Source organism: Klebsiella sp. P1927 (genome assembly GCF_018204675.1).
Taxonomy (GTDB): domain Bacteria; phylum Pseudomonadota; class Gammaproteobacteria; order Enterobacterales; family Enterobacteriaceae; genus Klebsiella; species Klebsiella pneumoniae.
On the sequence record NZ_CP073377.1, the window covers coordinates 3,519,144 to 3,540,386 of the forward strand.

The 21,243-nt window shown below is 55.9% G+C and carries 20 protein-coding genes and 6 tRNA genes; 2 read left to right on the forward strand and 24 right to left on the reverse strand.

All coding sequences use genetic code 11. The annotated features are described in order from the left end of the window. Positions 1–9: 9 nt before the first annotated feature. The gene (gene zitB / locus KB892_RS17855) at positions 10–954 is read left to right on the forward strand and encodes a CDF family zinc transporter ZitB (protein WP_004147641.1); all 945 of its coding nucleotides are present in this window, start codon (positions 10–12) and stop codon (positions 952–954) included. Here zitB and pnuC read toward each other — a convergent pair. Together pnuC and nadA are read right to left on the reverse strand one after the other, a co-directional pair. Beyond that, positions 951–1,670 carry a nicotinamide riboside transporter PnuC gene (gene pnuC / locus KB892_RS17860; RefSeq protein ID WP_004151689.1) on the reverse strand — a complete coding sequence of 240 codons (720 nt, stop codon included), beginning with the start codon at positions 1,668–1,670 and terminating at the stop codon, positions 951–953. The genes zitB and pnuC overlap by 4 nt on opposite strands. Positions 1,671–1,705: 35 nt before the next feature. Continuing rightward, entirely contained in the window at positions 1,706–2,749 is a 1,044-nt protein-coding gene (gene nadA, locus KB892_RS17865) for a quinolinate synthase NadA (protein ID WP_002895074.1), read from the reverse strand. Positions 2,750–2,818: 69 nt separating this feature from the next. Here nadA and KB892_RS17870 point away from each other — a divergent pair, with 69 nt between their 5' ends. Next, the gene (locus KB892_RS17870; RefSeq protein WP_004218635.1) at positions 2,819–2,968 is read left to right on the forward strand and encodes a hypothetical protein; all 150 of its coding nucleotides are present in this window, start codon (positions 2,819–2,821) and stop codon (positions 2,966–2,968) included. Positions 2,969–3,063: 95 nt separating this feature from the next. Here KB892_RS17870 and KB892_RS17875 read toward each other — a convergent pair. From KB892_RS17875 to sdhB, 22 genes are all read right to left on the reverse strand, one after another. Continuing rightward, positions 3,064–3,139 (reverse strand) — tRNA-Lys (locus KB892_RS17875). A 133-nt stretch (positions 3,140–3,272) separates the two neighbouring features. Further along, positions 3,273–3,348 (reverse strand) — tRNA-Lys (locus KB892_RS17880). A gap of 3 nt (positions 3,349–3,351) precedes the next feature. Continuing rightward, a tRNA-Val gene (locus KB892_RS17885) sits at positions 3,352–3,427 on the reverse strand. 149 nt (positions 3,428–3,576) lie between these two features. Continuing rightward, positions 3,577–3,652, reverse strand: a tRNA-Lys gene (locus KB892_RS17890). Positions 3,653–3,654: 2 nt separating this feature from the next. Then, a tRNA-Val gene (locus tag KB892_RS17895) sits at positions 3,655–3,730 on the reverse strand. A 125-nt stretch (positions 3,731–3,855) separates the two neighbouring features. Then, positions 3,856–3,931, reverse strand: a tRNA-Lys gene (locus KB892_RS17900). 161 nt (positions 3,932–4,092) lie between these two features. Further along, positions 4,093–4,887 (reverse strand): cell division protein CpoB, encoded by a 795-nt coding sequence (cpoB, locus tag KB892_RS17905; protein WP_002895071.1) that lies wholly within the window; start codon positions 4,885–4,887, stop codon positions 4,093–4,095. 9 nt (positions 4,888–4,896) lie between these two features. Then, positions 4,897–5,421, reverse strand: a complete 525-nt coding sequence (gene pal, locus KB892_RS17910; RefSeq protein WP_002895068.1) for a peptidoglycan-associated lipoprotein Pal — start codon at positions 5,419–5,421, stop codon at positions 4,897–4,899. A 34-nt stretch (positions 5,422–5,455) separates the two neighbouring features. After that, positions 5,456–6,748, reverse strand: coding sequence for a Tol-Pal system beta propeller repeat protein TolB (gene tolB / locus KB892_RS17915; protein WP_002895066.1), 1,293 nt, complete (start codon positions 6,746–6,748; stop codon positions 5,456–5,458). Positions 6,749–6,877: 129 nt separating this feature from the next. Next, positions 6,878–8,200 (reverse strand): cell envelope integrity protein TolA, encoded by a 1,323-nt coding sequence (gene tolA, locus KB892_RS17920; protein WP_002895064.1) that lies wholly within the window; start codon positions 8,198–8,200, stop codon positions 6,878–6,880. A gap of 99 nt (positions 8,201–8,299) precedes the next feature. Next, on the reverse strand, positions 8,300–8,728 hold the full coding sequence (tolR, locus tag KB892_RS17925; RefSeq protein WP_002895061.1) for a colicin uptake protein TolR: 429 nt from the start codon (positions 8,726–8,728) through the stop codon (positions 8,300–8,302). Positions 8,729–8,731: 3 nt separating this feature from the next. Further along, positions 8,732–9,424: a Tol-Pal system protein TolQ gene (gene tolQ / locus KB892_RS17930; RefSeq protein WP_004152221.1), complete on the reverse strand. Its 693-nt coding sequence runs from the start codon at positions 9,422–9,424 to the stop codon at positions 8,732–8,734. Then, a complete protein-coding gene (ybgC, locus tag KB892_RS17935; RefSeq protein WP_002895056.1) occupies positions 9,421–9,825 on the reverse strand; it encodes a tol-pal system-associated acyl-CoA thioesterase in 405 nt (134 codons plus the stop codon). The genes tolQ and ybgC overlap by 4 nt, the downstream gene beginning before the upstream one ends. Before the next feature lie 149 nt (positions 9,826–9,974). Next, complete coding sequence (gene ybgE, locus KB892_RS17940) at positions 9,975–10,265, reverse strand: cyd operon protein YbgE (protein WP_002895053.1); 291 nt, start codon at positions 10,263–10,265, stop codon at positions 9,975–9,977. Then, positions 10,265–10,381 (reverse strand): cytochrome bd-I oxidase subunit CydX, encoded by a 117-nt coding sequence (cydX, locus tag KB892_RS17945; RefSeq protein ID WP_002895051.1) that lies wholly within the window; start codon positions 10,379–10,381, stop codon positions 10,265–10,267. Before cydX ends, ybgE begins: the two co-directional genes overlap by 1 nt. A 15-nt stretch (positions 10,382–10,396) precedes the next feature. Then, positions 10,397–11,536, reverse strand: a complete 1,140-nt coding sequence (gene cydB / locus KB892_RS17950) for a cytochrome d ubiquinol oxidase subunit II (protein WP_002895049.1) — start codon at positions 11,534–11,536, stop codon at positions 10,397–10,399. 15 nt (positions 11,537–11,551) lie between these two features. Next, a complete protein-coding gene (gene cydA / locus KB892_RS17955; protein WP_002895047.1) occupies positions 11,552–13,120 on the reverse strand; it encodes a cytochrome ubiquinol oxidase subunit I in 1,569 nt (522 codons plus the stop codon). Between the two features lie 824 nt (positions 13,121–13,944). Continuing rightward, positions 13,945–14,814, reverse strand: a complete 870-nt coding sequence (gene sucD / locus KB892_RS17960; protein ID WP_002895043.1) for a succinate--CoA ligase subunit alpha — start codon at positions 14,812–14,814, stop codon at positions 13,945–13,947. Continuing rightward, entirely contained in the window at positions 14,814–15,980 is a 1,167-nt protein-coding gene (gene sucC / locus KB892_RS17965; protein WP_002895039.1) for an ADP-forming succinate--CoA ligase subunit beta, read from the reverse strand. The genes sucD and sucC overlap by 1 nt, the downstream gene beginning before the upstream one ends. Before the next feature lie 103 nt (positions 15,981–16,083). Beyond that, entirely contained in the window at positions 16,084–17,310 is a 1,227-nt protein-coding gene (gene odhB / locus KB892_RS17970; protein ID WP_004142209.1) for a 2-oxoglutarate dehydrogenase complex dihydrolipoyllysine-residue succinyltransferase, read from the reverse strand. A 14-nt stretch (positions 17,311–17,324) separates the two neighbouring features. Continuing rightward, the gene (gene sucA, locus KB892_RS17975; protein ID WP_004152222.1) at positions 17,325–20,132 is read right to left on the reverse strand and encodes a 2-oxoglutarate dehydrogenase E1 component; all 2,808 of its coding nucleotides are present in this window, start codon (positions 20,130–20,132) and stop codon (positions 17,325–17,327) included. 381 nt (positions 20,133–20,513) lie between these two features. Further along, positions 20,514–21,230 (reverse strand): succinate dehydrogenase iron-sulfur subunit SdhB, encoded by a 717-nt coding sequence (sdhB, locus tag KB892_RS17980; RefSeq protein ID WP_002894954.1) that lies wholly within the window; start codon positions 21,228–21,230, stop codon positions 20,514–20,516. Positions 21,231–21,243: the final 13 nt, after the last annotated feature.

Below are 21,243 nucleotides of genomic sequence, written 5' to 3' on the forward strand. Positions count from 1 at the left end.
GACGACACTATGGCGCACTCGCATTCGCACTCCTCTGTCCAGGCTCCGGATAACAGCAACGCCCGCCGGCTGCTATGGGCGTTTATCGTCACCGCCGGCTTTATGCTGATTGAAGCCGTCGGCGGCGCGATCTCCGGCTCGCTGGCCCTGCTGGCGGATGCCGGCCATATGCTCACCGACTCCGCCGCTCTGCTGTTTGCGCTGCTGGCGGTTCGCTTCGCCAGCCGCCCACCAAATGCCCGCCATACCTTTGGCTGGTTGCGTTTAACCACCCTGGCGGCGTTTCTCAATGCTATTGCTCTGGTGGTGATCACCATGCTGATTGTCTGGGAGGCGATTCAGCGCTTCCAGCATCCGCAGCCGGTAGCCGGCGTGACGATGATGGTCATTGCAGTCGCCGGTCTGCTGGCCAACGTGCTGGCGTTTTGGATCCTACATCGGGGTAGCGAGGAGCGGAATCTTAACGTACGCGCCGCAGCGCTACACGTGCTTGGCGACCTGCTGGGCTCGGTCGGCGCGATCGTGGCGGCCGTGGTGATCCTCACCACCGGCTGGACGCCTGTCGACCCGATTCTTTCCGTGCTGGTTTCCTGCCTGGTATTACGTAGTGCCTGGCGATTACTGAAAGAGAGTCTGAATGAATTGCTGGAAGGCGCGCCGCGTTCGCTGGATGTGGCGGCCCTGCAGCGGGATATCCGTCGCTCTATCCCGGAGGTACGCGATGTTCACCACGTCCACGTCTGGCTGGTGGGGGAAAAACCGGTGATGACGCTCCATGTACAGGTCGTTCCACCGCACGATCATGACGCGTTACTCAACCGCATCCTGCATTTCCTGGAACATAAATATGAAATTGCGCATGCCACGGTGCAGATGGAGTACCAGCCCTGCAGCGGCCCGGAGTGCCATCTCAACACGATGCACGCCGGGCACGATCATCACCACCACCATTAGCCAGAAAACGCGTGAGAACCTCGCTCACGCGCGCTGTTTATCCACATCCGGCTGCCGTTCAACGCAATGAACGTCAGCAAGAGGTATTCCAGCGACATGGCATAGACGCCCTGACGGGCAAAAATCACCACGCTTATCACGTTGACGATCACCCACAGCAGCCAGTTTTCAACATACTTGCGGGTCATTAAGATCATCGCCACCACCGACAGCACCGTCATACAGGAGTCCCAGAACGGGAAAGCATCCGGCTGCAGTTCCGGCATAGTGACCTGCAAACCGAGCGCTTGCATCAGGCTGACCGCGATCCGCGTCAGGAAAGCAAAGAACGGGTTGATAAAAAGGGTCAGCAAGCCGATCGCTACCACGCAGGCCGCCAGCCAGCCCAGCGCTTTGCTGCGCGGCAGCCAGCGGATCTGCAGCTCAGCCTCATGGTTGCTGCTTTGTCGCGACCATGCATACCAGCCGTAAACGTTAGCGGCAAAAAAGAACAGTTGCAGCAGCAGGCTGGCGTACAGCTGGATCTGAAAGAAGATGATGGCGAACAGCGTGACGTTGACCAGCCCGAAAGCATAGTTACTGATCTTCTCCAGGCTCGCCAGCCAGATACACAACAGCCCGGCAATCGTCCCCACGGCCTCTATCCAGGAGAGATCGTACCCCCCAGCGCCGATGGGTATATGTACTAAAATATTCTGCGTGCTAAAAAAATCCATTTCCTCCCCTCAGCGTCTGGCGACGCGACAATAGGTTATCCCCGTAGTGTAGCCGCAAAATCCAGCATCCGGTTAAGGGGAATTAATGCGCCGGTTCGCAGCGCTTCGTCGACATGGATTTCATGTTCAGCGCCGCCCTGCTCGAGACCCTCGGCAATGGCTTTCAGGCCATTCATCGCCATCCACGGACAATGCGCGCAGCTGCGACAGGTCGCTCCTTCGCCGGCGGTGGGCGCTTCCAGCAGCGTTTTCTCCGGCACCGCCTGCTGCATTTTATAGAAAATACCGCGATCGGTGGCCACGATCAGCTGGCGCTGGGGCAGGCTTTTCGCCGCCGCAATCAGCTGGCTGGTGGAGCCTACGGCATCGGCCATCTCAACGATCGCCTGCGGCGACTCGGGATGGACCAGCACGGCGGCTTCGGGATGCAGAGCCTTCATCCGCATCAACGCCTGGGTTTTAAACTCGTCGTGCACGATGCACGCCCCCTGCCAGCACAGCACGTCTGCGCCGGTCTGACGCTGAACGTAACGCCCAAGGTGGCGGTCCGGCGCCCAGAGGATCTTTTGACCAAGACTATCCAGATGGTCAATGAGTTCCACGGCGATGCTGGAGGTCACCACCCAGTCGGCGCGGGCCTTCACCGCGGCGGACGTATTGGCATAGACCACGACGGTGCGGTCAGGATGGGCGTCGCAAAAGGCGTTGAATTCCTCAATCGGACAGCCCAGATCCAATGAACACTCGGCGTTCAGGGTCGGCATCAAAATGGTCTTTTCCGGGCTGAGGATTTTGGCTGTTTCCCCCATAAAACGCACTCCGGCGACCAGCAGCGTGGAGGCCGAATGGCGGGCGCCAAAGCGCGCCATCTCCAGCGAGTCGGCGATACAGCCGCCGGTCTCTTCCGCCAGCTGTTGAATTTCAGGATCGGTGTAGTAATGCGCCACCATCACGGCATCGCGCTCGCGCAGCAGGCGCTTGATTTTTTCGCGGTAAAACTGCTTTTCGTCGACGGTCAGCGGCTGCGGTTTAGCAGGGAAAGGATAAATCGCCGTTTCAGGATCAAACATTACGCTCATCATGCAATCTCGTTTTACTGGCTTAACTCTACAACCGTCAGTATGGCCTGTCGGCGGCTTAACACGGTCATGGTGTTTTATATGCTAAACAAGATAGCCGATTACGAGCTAAAAGTCGTGATGAATTTTGTACATCAGACCCTTTTCCCGGGGACGGTGCTGCGCATCTGCCCGAACGACCGGTTCGTATCCTGTGCAGGCACGGTAAGCGCAGCGTGACCGTGGGAAAATGATGAATTAAGAAATTATTAACATTGATGAGTGGCAGGGAAATGCAGATAGCAAAAAGGCGCCTTTAGGGCGCCTTTTTACATTGGTGGGTCGTGCAGGATTCGAACCTGCGACCAATTGATTAAAAGTCAACTGCTCTACCAACTGAGCTAACGACCCCTTGCGGGATTTTACTGCTGCCATCATTCAGGATGGTGGGTCGTGCAGGATGACTCGACTTCGCCTCGCCCTTCGGGCCGTTGCTGTCGCAACGTTATCCTTCACGTTCAGCATCTGAGTTAAATACTGAAATTGGTGGGTCGTGCAGGATTCGAACCTGCGACCAATTGATTAAAAGTCAACTGCTCTACCAACTGAGCTAACGACCCGAGTGGTGGGTGATGACGGGATCGAACCGCCGACCCCCTCCTTGTAAGGGAGGTGCTCTCCCAGCTGAGCTAATCACCCGAAACTGCGCTGGATACTACCGATACTGCGTCCACCTACCCCATCATAAAAATGATTGGAGTGCAGGATGACTCGCTTCGCTCGCCCTTCGGGCCGTAGCTGAAGCAACGTTATCCTTCACGTTTAACACCGACGTTCGATGTTAAAGATGGTGGGTCGTGCAGGATTCGAACCTGCGACCAATTGATTAAAAGTCAACTGCTCTACCAACTGAGCTAACGACCCGGTGGTGGGTGATGACGGGATCGAACCGCCGACCCCCTCCTTGTAAGGGAGGTGCTCTCCCAGCTGAGCTAATCACCCGATACTACGCTGGATACTACTAAGCGGTGGGTCGTGCAGGATGACTCGGCTTCGCCTCGCCCTACGGGCCGTTGCTGACGCAACGTTATCCTTCACGTTTTACTATCGCGTTCCACCAGAACGATTGGTGGGTCGTGCAGGATTCGAACCTGCGACCAATTGATTAAAAGTCAACTGCTCTACCAACTGAGCTAACGACCCACTCTGGCATTGCTTTGGGCTTGTTTGATATCCCTTGGCAACGGCGGCATATATTACTGATTTCAGAATTCAGCGCAACTAAAATTTCGATAAAGATCACTTAACTGCTGGCGATTCAGGCGACAAGACCAGAAATAACGCGATTTCTGGTCATGCCGTAATCAACCAAGAGCATTAAGTCGTTTTTGCGCTTGTTTCGCACCGTCGGTGCCGGGGAATTTATTGATCACCTGCTGGTAAACCGCTTTCGCTTTCGCGGTATCACCTTTGTCCTGCATGATCACGCCGACTTTAAACATCGCGTCAGGCGCTTTTGGCGATTTCGGGTAGTTCTTCACCACCGAAGCGAAGTAAAACGCCGCGTCGTCTTTTCTCCCCTTATTGTAGTTCAACTGCCCGAGCCAGTAGTTAGCGTTTGGCTGGTAGGTTGAATCCGGGTACTTTTTGACGAAGTTTTGAAACGCCACCATCGCGTCATCCTGGCGTGAGGCATCCTTCACCAGGGCAATAGCGGCATTATAATCGGTGTTCGCATCGCCGGTCATCGCCGGGGCGCCTGAGGTGGCCGCTGGCGCTGCGCTGGTGGCAGCCGCGCTCTGATCGCCAGAAGACGACGGAGCCTGCGCACCTGATGCTGCGCCGCCACCGCTGCTCAAACTATCTATCTGCAGCAGAATCTGTTTCTGGCGCTCAACGATCTGATTCAGCTGGTACTGGTTCTCCTGGATCTGCCCGCGGAGAGAATCAATGTCAGTCTGGTTATCAGAGAGTTGTTGCTGGAGTTGGGTTAAAAGCTGGCTGTGAGCATTGGAAATACGCTCGAGTTGAGTGACGCGGTCTTCGACCGAGCCTGAGCCGACACTACTGATTGGCGCCTGAGCAAAAGCGGCCCAGGGGGCCGCTATGCCAACCAGTAACGACAGACTCAATAAATGATGTCTGAAGTTACTGCTCATGCAATTCTCTTAGTAAACCAGTACGGCGCGACGGTTTTTGGCATATGCCGCTTCGTCATGACCCAGTACTGCTGGTTTTTCTTTACCGTAAGAAACGATGGAGATCTGATCGGCAGAAACACCTTTGCCCTGCAGATACATCTTAACGGCGTTAGCACGACGCTCACCCAGAGCGATGTTGTATTCCGGCGTACCGCGCTCATCCGCGTGACCTTCTACAGTCACTTTGTAGGACGGGTTGCTGCGCAGGAAGTTAGCGTGCGCGTCCAGCATAGCAGCGAAGTCAGAACGGATATCGTACTTGTCGAGATCGAAGTAAACGATGTTGTTCTGCTGCAGCTGCTGCATCTGCAGACGAGCTTGCTCTTCAGAAGACATGTTGCCGCCGTTACCGTTAGCGTCCATACCAGTGCCGGCACCCAGCATGCCTTCACCGCTCTGGTCGTTGCTGGCGTTCTTGTTAGAAGAACATGCCGCGATTGCCATAACCGGCAGAGCGATCATCAGCCCTTTCAGCACTTTGTTCAGTTGCATTTCTTTGATTCCTTTAATAATCAATTATTTATTATCACAGATACGGCGACCAGGCAGGCGATTTTACCTGTCCATCAGTTGCCGGAAGACGCGCTTTGAAACGCCCATCTGTAGAAACCAGATTCAGCACGGATCCCATCCCCTGAGAAGAGCTGTAGATTACCATAGTGCCGTTAGGTGCCAGACTTGGCGTTTCGTCTAAAAACGTTGATGACAGAACCTGTACACCACCCGTTTCCAGATCTTGTTTGGCAATGTGCTGCTGACCGCCGGCCGAGCTGACCATTACCATGGTTTTACCATCCGCGCTCACGTCGGCGTCCTGGTTCTGAGAACCTTCCCAGGTGATACGCTGCGGCGTGCCGCCATTAATGTTGACTTTATATACCTGCGGACGACCTGCCTGGTCAGAAGTGAAGGCCAGATTCTGGCTGTCCGGGAACCAGCTTGGTTCGGTGTTGTTGCTGCGACCGTTGGTCACCTGACGAATCTGACCCGATCCCAGATCCATTACGTACAGGTTCAGGCTACCGGTTTTCGACAGCGCGAACGCCAGTTTAGAACCATCCGGTGAGAACGCCGGGGCGCCGTTGTGCTGCGGGAAGGAGGCGATCTGACGCACAGAGGCGTTCGCCAGGGTCTGAACCACCAGCGCAGAACGACCGCTTTCAAAGGTAACGTAGGCCAGTTTAGAACCGTCCGGAGACCAGGCCGGGGACATCAGCGGCTGGGAGGAACGGTGAACCAGGAACTGGTTGTAACCATCGTAGTCGGACACGCGCAGTTCGTAAGGGTACTGGCCGCCGTTTTTCTGCACCACGTAGGCGATACGGGTACGGAAGGCGCCCTTGATGCCGGTCAGCTTCTCAAATACCGCGTCGCTGGCCGCGTGCGCCGCATAGCGCAGGTACTGCTTAGTGACTTTAAAAGAACCTTGCGCCAGCGTTGTGCCCGGCGCTCCGCCGGTGTCCACCAGTTGATACGCAACCTGATAAGAACCATCCGGATTTTGCGTGACCTGGCCGACGACTACGGCGTCAATACCCAGCGCAGACCAGGCAGCAGGCTGCACTTCCTGGGCACTAGTCGGCTGCTGCGGCAGACGAGAGCGATCCAGCGGATTGAATTTACCGCTGTTGCGCAGGTCAGCTGCCACGATACCACCGACATCTTCCGGCGCAGCGCCCTGGCCGGCCCACTGGAACGGTACCACGCCGATAGGGCGCGCCGAGTCCACCCCCTGGGTGATCTCGATACGTACTTCTGCGTGCAGCACCGCCGCCCACAGCATTAAAAAACCAAATGCTACTCGTAATGCCTGCTTCATCATATCTCCCTTATCCGGGCGGAAAGCCCACGATAATTTAGCAGAATGTTAACAAACTCAAATATACAAAACTACCAAAACCCTGTGACTACCATAGATTGTTTTTCCCCGTTTGCACGGGGAAAAATGTCACTGAGGTTTGAAGTCCAGTGGCGCATTTTTGAAGACTTCATATACTGCCTGGCTAGGTGGTTTCGGAAACTTAGCCTGTCGGGCTGCGGCAAGAGCGGCCTGGCACAGAGCAGGATCACCACCTTCGGACTGTATATTTAACAACAGACCGTCAGGAGCAAGTTTGATACGCAAGGTACATGTTTTGCCCGCATAGGACGATGCGTCATAAAACTTACTTTCAATCGCCGATTTTATCTGTCCGGCATAGTTGTTGATATCAGCCCCTGAGGCACTGTTTTTAGTATTACCACTCCCGGCAGCGGAGGCATTGTTTCCTTTGGCCCCACCGCCTGTTTTAGGCGCATTCTTACCAGAACTCAGATCGCCGAGCAGGTTGTCAACGCCGTCCGCTTCTTTCGCAGCCGCCGCTTTCTTCGCCGCCGCGGCTTTTGCTGCTGCCGCCTTGGCCGCTTTATCAGCTGCAGCCTTCTCTGCTGCAGCCGCTTTCGCTGCCGCCGCTTTTTCAGCGGCTGCGGCTTTCTCGGCGGCGGCCTTCTCAGCGGCCGCTTTTTGCGCGGCTGCTTTCTCAGCGGCTTTTTCGGCAGCCGCTTTTTCAGCTGCCGCCTGCTTAGCCGCTTCCTGCTGGGCTTTTTTCTCCGCTTCCTGTTGCGCTTTCTTCGCAGCCGCCGCTTCCGCTTTCTTCTGCGCCTCGGCCGCAGCTTTCGCCGCTTCAGCTTCCGCCTGTTTCTTCGCCTCGGCAGCGGCTTTCGCTGCAGCGGCTTCGGCCTGCTTCTTCGCGTCAGCAGCCGCCTTGGCCGCCGCCTGTTCTGCCGCTTTCGCCTGGGCATCCGCCTTCGCTTTCGCCTCGGCGGCCGCTTTGGCAGCGGCTTCCTGCGCTTCTTTTGCCTGTGCGTCCGCTTTGGCTTTTGCCGCCGCGGCGGCCTTGGCAGCCGCTTCTTCAGCCTGCTTCTGCTGCTCCTTCGCTTCTTTCGCCGCTTCCTGCGCCTGCAGCCGCTCCTGTTCGAGCTGTTTCAGCCGTTCCTGTTCCGCCGCCTGTTTCTCACGTAACTCTTCCGCCTGCTGCTGCGCCTGTTTTTCACGCTGTTCAGCGGCGCGACGTGCGCTGGCCTGCTGCTGTTGCTGACGGTTATAGTTATTTACCACCGCCCCCGGATCGACCATGACGGCATCAATCGACGATCCGCCGCCGCCGGCAGAGGCATCCAGATGCTCGTCAAACGAACTCCAGATCAGCAGCGCGATCAGAATGATGTGCAGCGCGACTGAAATGATGATCGCTCGTTTAAGCTTGTCGTTTTGTTCGGTTGCCTTTGACACTATCGGTTCCCAAAAGCTGTTCGCCTGTATCCGCGATGCGCACCGACGACGAGCGATACCCGCCACCGGACGCCGCGCGGACGCACCTACCTGAAGCGATTAAATAGGTTTGGTCATCAAGCCGACCGATTTAACCCCTGCACTATGCAACAGGTTCAGCGCTTTAATAATTTCATCGTAAGGGACGTCTTTCGCACCGCCGATCAGGAATACCGTTTTTTCATTGGCTTCAAGACGACGCTTCGCTTCGGCAATTACCTGCTCCGGCGGCAGCTGGGACAGCGTCTCCTGCCCCACCTTCACGCTGTACTGCCCTACCCCGGAGACTTCCACAATCACCGGCGGATCGTCATTGCTTTTCACCGCTTGCGATTCCGTGGCGTCCGGCAGATCGACTTCCACGCTCTGCGTAATGATCGGCGCCGTTGCCATAAAGATCAGCAGCAGCACCAGCAGGACATCCAGCAGCGGAACGATGTTGATCTCGGACTTCAGTTCGCGACGTCCGCGTCCACGTGCTCTGGCCATGGCTTACCCCTTATTGCTTTCGCTGGTGGTAAAGGCCTGACGGTGCAGAATAGCGGTGAACTCTTCCATAAAGTTGTCGTAATTCAGTTCAAGCTTGTTCACGCGCTGGTTCAGGCGGTTATACGCCATGACCGCCGGGATTGCGGCGAACAGACCAATCGCGGTGGCGATCAGCGCTTCGGCGATACCTGGCGCCACCATCTGCAGGGTGGCCTGCTTCACCGCGCCAAGGGCGATAAAGGCGTGCATAATCCCCCAGACGGTACCGAACAGACCGATATACGGGCTGATCGAGCCTACGGTGCCGAGGAACGGAATATGGGTCTCCAGCGTTTCCAGTTCGCGGTTCATCGAAATACGCATCGCGCGCGATGCCCCTTCGACAATCGCTTCCGGCGCATGGCTGTTAGCCCGATGCAGGCGTGCAAACTCTTTGAAACCGCTGTAGAAGATTTGTTCCGAACCGGTCAGGTTATCGCGACGCCCCTGGCTCTCCTGGTACAGACGAGAGAGCTCGATCCCGGACCAGAATTTGTCCTCGAACGCTTCAGCTTCACGCGCGGCCGAGTTAAGGATACGCGTTCTCTGAATAATGATAGCCCAGGAAGCGATAGAAAAACCAATCAAAATCAACATGATAAGTTTTACCAGAAGGCTCGCCTTCAGGAACAAATCAAGGATATTCATGTCAGTCACTGCTTAAACTCCGCGACAATAGACTTGGGAAGCGCACGTGGCTTCATTAAGAGTGGATCAACGCACACAATGAGAACCTCAGCTTCGTTTAACACTGTATTCTCGGCGTTGACGATTCGCTGCGTGAAAACCAAAGAGGTGCCGCGCATCGAGGTAATTTCCGTCTGGACTTCGAGCATGTCGTCGAGTCTGGCGGGGGCAAAATACTCCAGCGTCATTTTGCGAACCACGAAGGCAACGCGTTCAGCCAACAGCACCTGTTGACTAAAGTGATGGTGGCGCAGCATCTCTGTGCGTGCTCTTTCATAAAAAGCGACGTAACTGGCGTGGTAAACCACACCACCGGCATCGGTATCTTCGTAGTAGACCCGAACCGGCCATCGAAACAGCGTTGTATTCACTTTACATCCCGGTAATGCAAAAAAAGGTTAGAGCTTTCAAACTTCGCTACTATACGCGCGGGAAAGGTGCTTTGGAATGGGGGAAAGTAAACGGGGCGTAAATTTTTATGGGCTTATGCAAGCCCATAGCATTAACAGAGATCTCTTATTCAAAAGAAGAAAAAGAAGAGACCTAAAGCGAGCACGATATCAGCGATAAGCGGACAAAAAATCCCCTGCCAGTGAACGGCACGCGGGCGAAAGCCCACGCCGTGAATAACGCCGCTGCAAACCGCCCACATCAGCAAGAAACCATGCCAGATTTCCAGCTCGCTGGTCTTCGCCGCAAAGCGCGACGGATCCCAGAAAATGCAGCCAGCCAGCAGCAGCGCCATCAATAAGGAAAGCGCCCGGAGCGGGCGCTTGTCCATTATCGCGTACAGAGTAGCGATAAATTTCATCAGATTTCTTCTTTCTTCCCGGCTTTGGTGGCTTCCACGTGCTCAAGCGCCAGCGCGGTAATGACCCCAAAAGCACAGGCAAGAAGCGTTCCCAAAATCCATGCGAAGTACCACATATATAGCTCCTTACCTTAGTACAGCGAGTGGGTATTCTTTTCGATGTCTTCGCGCGTTATGCGGCCAAACATCTTCCAGTAACACCAGCTGGTGTAGGCCAGAATGATCGGCACGAAAACAATCGCCACGTAGGTCATCAGGTTCAGCGTCCGCTGACTGGAGGTCGCGTCCCACATTGTCAGGCTGGCGTTCAGCATGGTGCTGGACGGCATGATGAACGGGAACATCGCGATACCGGCAGTCAGAATGATGCAGGCCAGGGTCAGCGAGGAGAACAGGAATGCCCAGGCACCTTTATCCGCTTTGGTCGAAACGACGGTCAGCAGCGGCAACACCACGCCCAGGGCAGGCACCGCCCACAGCGCTGGCATATTGTTAAAGTTCACCATCCACGCGCCAGCTTCCCGCACCACTTCCTTGGTCAGCGGGTTAGACGGGCCGGTATGGTCAATCACCGATTTCACCACATAGCCGTCGATGCCGTAGTAGACCCACACGCCCGCCAGCGCGAAGCAGACCAGCGTCACCAGCGCCGCCACCATGGAAACGGTGCGAGTACGCAGGTGCAGTTCGCCTACGGTACGCATCTGCAGATAGGTGGCGCCCTGAGTCAGGATCATCGCCACGCTGACGATACCGGCCAGCAGACCAAACGGGTTCAGCAACTGGAAGAAGTTACCGGTATAGAACAGACGCAGGTATTCATCGACGTGGAACGGCACGCCCTGCAGCAGGTTGCCAAAGGCCACGCCAATCACCAGCGGCGGCACGAAGCTACCGATGAAGATGCCCCAGTCCCACATGTTGCGCCAGCGGGTGTCCTCGATCTTGGAACGGTAGTCAAAACCGACCGGACGGAAGAACAGCGAGGCCAGCACCAGAATCATCGCCACATAGAAGCCAGAGAACGCCGCGGCGTAAACCATCGGCCAGGCAGCGAACAGCGCGCCGCCGGCGGTGATCAGCCACACCTGGTTACCGTCCCAGTGCGGGGCGATGGCGTTGATCATAATCCGACGCTCGGTGTCGTTGCGGCCGAGGAAGCGGGTGAGCATGCCCACCCCCATGTCGAACCCGTCGGCGACGGCAAAACCAATCAGCAGAATGCCAATCAGCAGCCACCAGATAAAACGCAATACTTCATAATCGATCATTTGACGACTCCTGTCTTAGCGTGCCGACTGAATAGCCGCAGAGGACTGTTCAAAGTGATAGCGGCCGGTTTTCAGGCTGCTAGGTCCTTTGCGGGCAAACTTGAACATCAGGAACAGTTCAGCCACCAGGAACAGCGTGTACAGACCACAGATCAGCAACATTGAGAAGATCAGGTCGCCCGCGGTCAATGATGAGTTAGCCACCGCCGTCGGCAGGACCTCACCAATCGCCCACGGCTGACGGCCGTATTCGGCAACAAACCAGCCCGACTCCACGGCAATCCACGGCAGCGGCAGGCCGTAGAATGCGGCGCGCAGCAGCCATTTTTTCTCGCCGATGCGGTTACGGATCACGCTCCAGAAGGAGGCGCCTATAATCAGCAGCATCAGGATGCCGCACGCCACCATGATACGGAAGGCGAAGTACAGCGGTGCGACGCTTGGAATGGAATCTTTGGTCGCTTTGGCGATCTGCTCTTCCGTGGCGTCAGCGACGTTCGGGGTATAGCGCTTCAACAGCAGGCCATAACCGAGGTCCTTCTTCACGTTATTGAACTGGTCGCGCACGGCCTGATCGGTTGAACCGGCGCGCAGCTGTTCCAGCAGCGCGTAGGCTTTCATGCCGTTACGGATACGCTCTTCGTGCTGAACCATCAGATCCTTGAGGCCGATAACCGGCTTGTCCACCGAGCGGGTAGCAATGATGCCCAGCGCGTAGGGGATCTGGATCGCAAAGTGGTTGGTCTGCGCATTCTGATCGGGAATACCAAACAGGGTGAAGGCCGCCGGCGCAGGCTGGGTTTCCCACTCTGCTTCGATAGCCGCCAGTTTGGTTTTCTGCACGTCACCCATTTCGTAACCGGATTCGTCACCCAGCACAATAACGGAGAGGATCGCCGCCATACCGAAGCTGGCTGCGATGGCAAAGGAGCGCTTGGCAAAGGCGAAGTCGCGACCTTTCAGCATGTACCAGGAGCTAATCGCCAGGATGAACATCGCGCCGGTGACATAGCCCGACGCCACAGTGTGAACGAATTTCACCTGGGCGACCGGGTTGAGCACCAGTTCAGAGAAGCTGACCATCTCCATACGCATGGTTTCGAAGTTGAAGTCCGATGCGATAGGGTTCTGCATCCAGCCGTTGGCGACAAGGATCCACAGCGCGGAGAGGTTGGAACCCAGCGCAACCAGCCAGGTGACGGCCATGTGCTGAACTTTGCCCAGACGATCCCAACCGAAGAAGAACAGACCTACAAAGGTGGATTCGAGGAAGAAGGCCATCAGACCTTCAATGGCCAGCGGCGCACCAAAGATATCGCCCACGTAGTGTGAGTAATACGACCAGTTAGTCCCGAACTGGAACTCCATGGTCAGACCGGTCGCCACACCCAGCGCGAAGTTGATACCAAACAACTTGCCCCAGAATTTGGTCATATCTTTATAAATCTGTTTGCCGGAAAGGACGTAGACCGTTTCCATGATGGCCAGCAGGAACGCCATACCGAGCGTTAGCGGCACAAACAGGAAGTGGTACATCGCGGTCAAGGCAAACTGTAAGCGCGACAGTTCGACTATATCTAACATCATGACTCCTTGCTCATCGCATGAAGACTCCGAAAATGAACCGAGAAGCTCTGGCTCATACGCATGCCCCAATACAAATTTATTTGTCGCCCGTCCACAGCAGGTTTCAATCGAAGGTAAAACCATGCCAGGGTAAGGTTACAAATACGTTAACGAAAAACCCAATTGATTCCCCAATATATTACGCCGCAATAACCTTACAATAAATATGTTTTTATTGTTCCAGTTTTACATTTTTCGACGGTGATCAATATATAGTGAAGATGGCTGAATTCAGCCAATTTGACTTGAGACAATTTAACGTTTTTTGAGGGATTTTTCCAAGGATTAAGTATTGATATAAATCAATTTTTACTCTATGTGTTAATTATGTAGCCCAATAAAGAATATTGGTGAACTTAATGTTAATTAAGTGTTTAAACTATGGCTTTTCCAGTTACTAAAAAGAGAGATATGAGAATCATAGGTAATATTATTTAACGTCGTGGAAAAAAAACAAAAAAAAGGAACCGTTCCGAATAATGTTAGACCGCTCACAGTATTTTATCTTCTTCCTTATCCCCTGCCCCACGCTTTTTCGCTGCCGCTTTTGTTTCCCAACGGTACAGCCGGGATATATTTTTTAGCCAGTACAGCGCATCGAAAATACTTATTAAATAATAAATTAAATCAATATGATAGATAGGGCTTTTCGCAGAAAATCAATTCGTTGTTGGCGCTGCGGTTCTGACGAGACGGGATAACGGTCACAAAAAAGGCCACCTGACGGTGGCCAACCATGTCGAAATCGGACAGATTTCTGCTTGCGGACAAGCAGAGAGGGTTTACTTGATAATAGCTTTCAGCGCTTCGCCGATGTCGGCCAGGCTGCGAACAGTTTTCACACCCGCCGCTTCCAGCGCTGCGAATTTCTCATCCGCTGTACCTTTACCGCCGGCGATGATAGCGCCCGCGTGGCCCATACGCTTGCCTTTCGGCGCGGTAACGCCCGCGATGTAGCCGACAACCGGCTTAGTGACATGATCTTTAATATAAGCAGCCGCTTCTTCTTCCGCGCTGCCGCCGATCTCACCGATCATGACGATCGCTTCGGTCTGCGGATCTTCCTCGAACATCTTCAGGATATCGATGAAGTTGGAGCCCGGGATCGGGTCGCCGCCGATACCGACGCAGGTAGACTGGCCGAAGCCGTAGTCGGTGGTCTGCTTAACCGCTTCATAGGTCAGGGTGCCGGAACGGGAAACGATGCCCACTTTACCCGGCTTGTGAATGTGACCCGGCATGATGCCGATTTTGCACTCGCCCGGAGTGATAACGCCCGGGCAGTTCGGGCCGATCATACGCACGCCCGCTTCGTCCAGCTTCACCTTCACGGTCAGCATATCCAGCGTTGGGATACCTTCGGTGATGGTGATGATAAGCTTAATGCCCGCGTCGATCGCTTCCAGGATGGAATCTTTGCAGAACGGCGCCGGAACGTAGATCACGGTCGCGGTCGCGCCGGTCGCTTCAACGGCTTCGCGCACGGTGTTGAACACCGGCAGGCCCAGGTGAGTGGTGCCGCCTTTGCCTGGCGTCACGCCGCCAACCATTTGCGTACCGTAAGCGATCGCTTGTTCAGAGTGGAAGGTCCCCTGGCTACCGGTGAAGCCCTGGCAGATAACCTTGGTATCTTTATTGATTAAAACTGACATTATTTCCCCTCCACTGCGGCAACAACCTGCTGTGCTGCGTCCGTCAGACTTTTCGCTGCAATAATATTCAGGCCGCTGTCAGCCAGTTTTTTCGCGCCCAGTTCGGCGTTGTTACCTTCCAGACGTACAACAACCGGAACGTTAACCCCTACTTCCGCTACCGCGCCGATGATGCCGTCAGCGATCAGGTCGCAACGCACGATGCCGCCGAAGATGTTAACCAGCACCGCTTTAACGTTGTCGTCAGAGAGGATGATTTTGAACGCTTCGGTCACGCGCTCTTTGGTCGCGCCGCCGCCTACGTCGAGGAAGTTAGCCGGTTCGCCGCCGTGCAGCTTAACGATGTCCATGGTACCCATCGCCAGGCCTGCGCCGTTAACCATGCAGCCGATGTTGCCGTCCAGCGCGACGTAGTTCAGTTCCCACTGCGCCGCCTGCGCTTCACGTGGGTCTTCCTGAGACTGATCGCGCATTTCGCGCAGATCCGGCTGGCGGAACAGCGCGTTGCCGTCAGCGCCCAGTTTGCCGTCGAGGCAGATCAGGTCGCCCTGCTTGGTGATCACCAGCGGGTTGATCTCGATCAGCGCCAGGTCGCGCTCAAGGAAAATGGTCGCCAGACCCATGAAAATCTTGGTGAACTGCTGAACCTGTTTACCTTCCAGACCCAGTTTGAACGCCAGTTCACGACCCTGGTAAGGCATCGGGCCCGCCAGCGGATCGATGGCGATCTTGTGGATCAGGTGCGGGGTCTCTTCCGCCACTTTCTCGATTTCCACGCCGCCTTCGGTAGACGCCATGAACACCACGCGACGGGAGCTACGGTCAACAACCGCGCCCAGGTACAGCTCTTTGTCAATATCGGTCGCCGCTTCAACCAGGATCTGGTTAACCGGCTGGCCGTTCGCATCTGTTTGATAGGTCACCAGACGTTTGCCCAGCCAGTGCTCGGCAAATGCGCGGATCTCTTCTTTGCTCTTAACTACTTTCACACCGCCCGCTTTGCCGCGGCCACCAGCGTGAACCTGACATTTCACTACCCACGGACCCGCGCCGATTTTTGAAGCGGCTTCTTCTGCTTCACGCGGAGTAGTACAGGCATAACCCACCGGCGCCGGTAAGCCATAGCGGGCAAAAAGTTGTTTTGCCTGATATTCATGTAAGTTCATGTGTTCAGTCCATCCTTCAGGGTGTAATTATCTTTAAACCTGTAGGCCTGATAACGGCGCTAACGCGTGTTATCCGGCCTACGGTAGGTAATACGCTTGCTGACTACACGTCCAGCAGCAGACGGGTCGGATCTTCCAGCAGCTCTTTAATCGCCACCAGGAAGCCTACCGATTCACGTCCGTCGATCAGACGGTGGTCATAGGAGAGCGCCAGGTACATCATCGGCAGGATCTCTACCTTGCCATTGACCGCCATCGGACGGTCTTTAATGGCATGCATACCCAGAATAGCGCTCTGCGGTGGGTTGATGATCGGCGTGGACATCAGGGAGCCGAAGACGCCGCCGTTGGTAATAGTGAAGTTACCGCCGGTCAGGTCGTCTACGGTCAGCTTGCCGTCGCGGCCTTTCACTGCCAGCTCTTTGATATTCTTTTCGATATCCGCCATGCCCAGCAGGTCGACGTCACGCAGCACCGGGGTGACCAGACCGCGCGGAGTGGATACGGCCATGCTGACGTCGAAGTAGTTGTGGTACACCACGTCGTCGCCATCGATGGAAGCGTTCACTTCCGGATAGCGTTTCAGCGCTTCCACTACCGCTTTCACGTAGAAGGACATAAAGCCCAGGCGGATGCCATGACGTTTTTCGAACGCCTCACCGTACTGCTTACGCAGATCCATGATGGGCTTCATGTTGACTTCGTTAAAGGTCGTCAGCATGGCGGTAGAGTTTTTCGCTTCCAGCAGACGTTCGGCTACGCGTTTACGCAGACGGGTCATCGGGACGCGTTTTTCCGAACGGTGGCCCAGCTGCGGCGCCGGCGCGGCTGCCGGGGCGGCGGCTGGCGCTTTGGCTTCTGCCGGCGCCGGGGCTTTCGCCAGATGTTTCTCAACGTCTTCGCGGGTCAGACGACCGCCGACGCCAGTGCCTTTGATGGCCGCTGGGTCAAGGTTGTGTTCAGCCAGCAGACGACGGATCGCCGGGCTCAGCGCGTCGTTGTTCTGCTCTTCCAGAGAGGCCTGCTGACGCTGCGCCGGAGTGGACGCTTTCGCATCGGCTTTCTCGCTGCTTTCTTTACCTGCGCTGTTGCCTTCGCGCAGGCGGCCAAGGATCTGGCGAGACAGGACGGTGGCGCCCTCGTCTTCCAGCACTGCATCCAGAATGCCGTCCGCTGATGCCGGTACTTCCAGTACCACTTTGTCAGTTTCGATTTCGACCAGAACTTCGTCACGGACGACCGCGTCGCCCGGTTTTTTGTGCCAGGTGGCGACGGTTGCGTCAGCTACGGACTCAGGCAGGTCGGGAACCAGAATATCTACGCTACTCATTGTGTATCCTTTAATTAATCGACGTTCAGCGCGTCATTGACCAGATCTTGTTGCTGTTTCTGGTGAACGGACATATACCCTACCGCCGGAGAGGCGGAGGCCGGGCGGCCTGCATAACGCAGAGAGGCCCCAAACGGAATCACTTCACGGAAGTGATGCTGGCTGCAGTACCATGCGCCCTGGTTGAGCGGCTCTTCCTGGCACCAGACAAAATCATGCACGTGCGCATACGCTTTCAGCGCTTCCTGCACCGCCTGATGCGGGAACGGATAGAGCTGCTCGATACGAACGATAGCGACATCTTTTTGCTCGTTTTTGCGGCGCTGTTCCAGCAGGTCGTAGTAAACCTTACCAGAGCACAGCACAACGCGCTTCACAGCCTGCGGATCAAGTTGATCGATTTCACCAATAGCCGGCAGGAAAGTGCCGTTCGCCAGCTCATCCATGCTGGAGACCGCCAGCGGATGACGCAGCAGCGACTTCGGCGACATCACCACCAGCGGACGACGCATACCGCGCAGCGCCTGGCGACGCAGCATGTGATAAACCTGTGCCGGCGTGGACGGCACGCAGACCTGCATGTTTTGTTCAGCGCACAGCTGCAGATAACGCTCCAGACGCGCGGAGGAGTGCTCCGGGCCCTGGCCTTCGTAACCGTGCGGCAGGAGCATCACCAGGCCGCACATCCTTCCCCATTTCTGCTCACCGGAGGAGATGAACTGGTCGATCACCACCTGCGCGCCGTTGGCGAAGTCGCCAAACTGCGCTTCCCAGATGGTCAGAGTGCGCGGCTCGGCGGTGGCGTAGCCATATTCGAACGCCAGCACCGCTTCTTCAGACAGTACCGAGTCCCAAACGCGGAACTGGCCCTGGCCGTTATGGACATGCTGCAGCGGCGTGTAGGTTGAACCATTGGTCTGGTTATGGATCACCGCATGACGGTGGAAGAAGGTGCCGCGGCCGGAGTCTTCGCCGGACAGACGAACCGGAATACCTTCGTCAACCAGCGTGGCGTAGGCCAGGTTTTCGGCGCCGCCCCAGTCAAACAGCTTCTCGCCTGCCGCCATCGCCTGGCGGTCGGCGTAAATTTTCGCCACGCGGGACTGCATTTCGATACCTTCCGGTACCGTGCTGATGCGTTTGGCCAACTCCTGCAGACGTTTCGGCTCAACTTTATCCGGATAGCTCTCGTCCCACTCGTGGTTGAGGTACGGCGACCAGGTAAAGGAATGCATATTCATCGGACGCCATTCCTGCACCACGCATTCGCCGGCATCCAGCGCATCGCGATAGAGGTTAACCTGCTCGGTCGCATCTTCCAGAGTCGCCACCTTCTCCTGCTCCAGCTTGTCAGCATAGATTTTGCGCGGAGTCGGATGCTTTTTGATCTTCTGATACATCAGCGGCTGGGTTGCGCTCGGCTCATCGGCTTCGTTGTGGCCGTGACGGCGGTAGCACACCAGATCAATGAAGACATCGCGTTTAAAGGTATTGCGGAAATCAAGCGCCAGACGGGTGACGAAGGCGACCGCTTCCGGATCGTCCGCATTGACGTGGAAAATCGGCGCCTGCACCATTTTACCGATGTCGGTGCAGTACGGCGTCGAGCGCGCATCCAGCGGGTTAGAGGTCGTGAAGCCCACTTGGTTGTTGATAACGATGCGCACGGTACCGCCCACTTCGTAACCGCGGGCTTTGGACATGTTCAGAGTTTCCTGAACCACGCCCTGGCCGGTGACGGCGGCGTCGCCGTGGATGGTAATAGGCAGAACTTTGTTGCTGCTTGGCTCGTCCAGACGATCCAGACGGGCGCGTACGGAACCGATAACCACCGGGCTGACGATCTCGAGGTGCGACGGGTTAAACGCCAGCGCCAGGTGCACCAGACCGCCTTCGGTTTCCATATCGGAAGAGAAGCCCATGTGGTACTTCACGTCGCCGGTGCCGAGGTGTTCTTTATGTTTGCCCGCGAACTCGTCGAACAGGTCCTGCGGTTTTTTACCCAGCACGTTGACCAGCACGTTCAGACGGCCGCGGTGCGCCATGCCCAGCACCACTTCGCGGGTGCCGCTTTTGCCTGCATGGCGGATCATCTCTTTGAGCATCGGGATCAGGGCGTCGCCACCCTCCAGCGAGAAGCGCTTCGCCCCCGGGAATTTGGCGCCGAGGTAGCGCTCCAGACCTTCCGCGGCGGTCAGTTCGCTGAGGAAGCGTTTTTTCTCTTCCGGGGTAAAGCTCGCTTTGCCAGCTACCGATTCAATGCGCTGCTGGATCCAGCGTTTTTCTTCGGTAGAGGTGATATGCATGTATTCCGCGCCGATGGAGCCGCAGTAGGTTTGCTTGAGGGCGACAATCAGCTCGCCCAGCTTCATCGTGTCTTTACCGATGGCAAATGAACCTACGTTATAGCTTTCCTGGAAATCGGCCTCGGTCAGATCGTGGTAGGCCGGATCGAGATCCGCCACTCTCTCTTGCTTCCACAGCCCCAGCGGATCGAGATTCGCATGCTGGTGGCCACGGAAACGGTATGCGTTGATGAGCTGCAGGACTTTAACCTGCTTCACATTAGTGTCTGGGTCGGAAATCGAAGAAGTGTAACGTGAGGCATCCTTCGCCAGTCGACGGAAATAATCACGCGTTTTGGAATGAAATTGATCCGGTTTAACTCCGGTGCCAGGTAACTGCTGGAACATTGAACGCCAGTTGGCGTCAACAGAGTCAGGATCGGTTAAGAAGTCTTCATAGAGCTGTTCTATCCAGCTCTGGTTCGAACCAGAGAGGTAAGAAGAGTCCAGCCAGGCTTTCATTGCGCCGTTCTGCATCGTGATCCCTTAAGCATTCATATGCTTATTTCGCCGTAGAAACTACCACGCACACCGAGTGCACGTGCCGGGGTTCACTTGTTGCGGACGAGTTGTGGTTTCTATCCGCTAAGGAACCTTTAAAAACTGCCATTAATCTTCAGCGTTCAGGCTGCGGTTGCGTTGGCTGCCTTCGCTTACCCCGGTCACATAGTTCACTATGCTCCCGGGGATGCGCTCAGTTGCCGCCTTACCTCGCACTGAACGCCTCGATTACTGGTACATCTTGTGGCGGTTTTTAAAGATTTCCTGCTATATCCCCCGGCGGCGCTAACGCTTGCCGGGGCTACTGCTTTGGTAGCCCGGATAAGCGCTAGCGCCATCCGGGACAGACCGTGTTGCTTACGCGCTGCGCTGCAGCAGCATCGACTTAATATGGCCGATGGCGCGCGTCGGGTTCAGCCCCTTCGGACACACACTGACGCAGTTCATAATGCTGTGACAGCGGAATACGCTGAAAGCATCGCTCAGGCCGTCCAGGCGCTCGCTGGTTTCGGTATCGCGACTGTCGATCAGGAAGCGATACGCGGCCAGCAGGCCAGCCGGGCCGATGAACTTGTCCGGGTTCCACCAGAACGACGGGCACGAGGTCGAACAGCAGGCGCACAGAATACACTCGTACAGCCCGTCGAGTTTCTCACGCTGCTCAGGCATCTGCAGATGCTCGCGAGCCGGAGGATTTTGCCCATTATTCAACAAGTAAGGCTTAATCTTCTCATATTGTGCATAGAATTGCCCCATGTCCACCACCAAATCACGGATAACCGGTAATCCTGGCAGCGGACGGATAACAATCTTCTTGCCCGGCTGATTCAGCGCGGAGATTGGCGTGATGCACGCCAAACCGTTTTTCCCGTTCATGTTCAGACCATCGGACCCGCAGACCCCTTCACGGCAGGAGCGGCGGAACGACAGCGACGGATCTTTTTCTTTCAGCTGGATCAGCGCATCCAGCAGCATCATGTCGCGACCTTCTTCCGCTTCAAGGGTGTAATCCTGCATGTGCGGAGCGTCGTCAACATCCGGGTTATAGCGATAAATTGAAAACTCGAGTTTCATTTTCCTGTCTCCG

Excerpts from the sequence above, each read along its gene's own strand:
- tolR (WP_002895061.1), bottom strand. The coding sequence starts at position 8,728 with ATGGCCAGAGCACGTGGACGCGGACGTCGCGAACTGAAGTCCGAGATC.
- sucC (WP_002895039.1), bottom strand. The coding sequence starts at position 15,980 with ATGAACTTACATGAATATCAGGCAAAACAACTTTTTGCCCGCTATGGC.
- pnuC (WP_004151689.1), bottom strand. The coding sequence starts at position 1,670 with ATGGATTTTTTTAGCACGCAGAATATTTTAGTACATATACCCATCGGC.
- nadA (WP_002895074.1), bottom strand. The coding sequence starts at position 2,749 with ATGAGCGTAATGTTTGATCCTGAAACGGCGATTTATCCTTTCCCTGCT.
- tolB (WP_002895066.1), bottom strand. The coding sequence starts at position 6,748 with ATGAAGCAGGCATTACGAGTAGCATTTGGTTTTTTAATGCTGTGGGCG.
- cydX (WP_002895051.1), bottom strand. The coding sequence starts at position 10,381 with ATGTGGTACTTCGCATGGATTTTGGGAACGCTTCTTGCCTGTGCTTTT.
- KB892_RS17870 (WP_004218635.1), top strand. The coding sequence starts at position 2,819 with ATGGTGTTTTATATGCTAAACAAGATAGCCGATTACGAGCTAAAAGTC.
- zitB (WP_004147641.1), top strand. The coding sequence starts at position 10 with ATGGCGCACTCGCATTCGCACTCCTCTGTCCAGGCTCCGGATAACAGC.
- cydB (WP_002895049.1), bottom strand. The coding sequence starts at position 11,536 with ATGATCGATTATGAAGTATTGCGTTTTATCTGGTGGCTGCTGATTGGC.
- sdhB (WP_002894954.1), bottom strand. The coding sequence starts at position 21,230 with ATGAAACTCGAGTTTTCAATTTATCGCTATAACCCGGATGTTGACGAC.
- cpoB (WP_002895071.1), bottom strand. The coding sequence starts at position 4,887 with ATGAGCAGTAACTTCAGACATCATTTATTGAGTCTGTCGTTACTGGTT.
- odhB (WP_004142209.1), bottom strand. The coding sequence starts at position 17,310 with ATGAGTAGCGTAGATATTCTGGTTCCCGACCTGCCTGAGTCCGTAGCT.
- cydA (WP_002895047.1), bottom strand. The coding sequence starts at position 13,120 with ATGTTAGATATAGTCGAACTGTCGCGCTTACAGTTTGCCTTGACCGCG.
- ybgE (WP_002895053.1), bottom strand. The coding sequence starts at position 10,265 with ATGAAATTTATCGCTACTCTGTACGCGATAATGGACAAGCGCCCGCTC.
- sucD (WP_002895043.1), bottom strand. The coding sequence starts at position 14,814 with ATGTCAGTTTTAATCAATAAAGATACCAAGGTTATCTGCCAGGGCTTC.
- pal (WP_002895068.1), bottom strand. The coding sequence starts at position 5,421 with ATGCAACTGAACAAAGTGCTGAAAGGGCTGATGATCGCTCTGCCGGTT.
- sucA (WP_004152222.1), bottom strand. The coding sequence starts at position 20,132 with ATGCAGAACGGCGCAATGAAAGCCTGGCTGGACTCTTCTTACCTCTCT.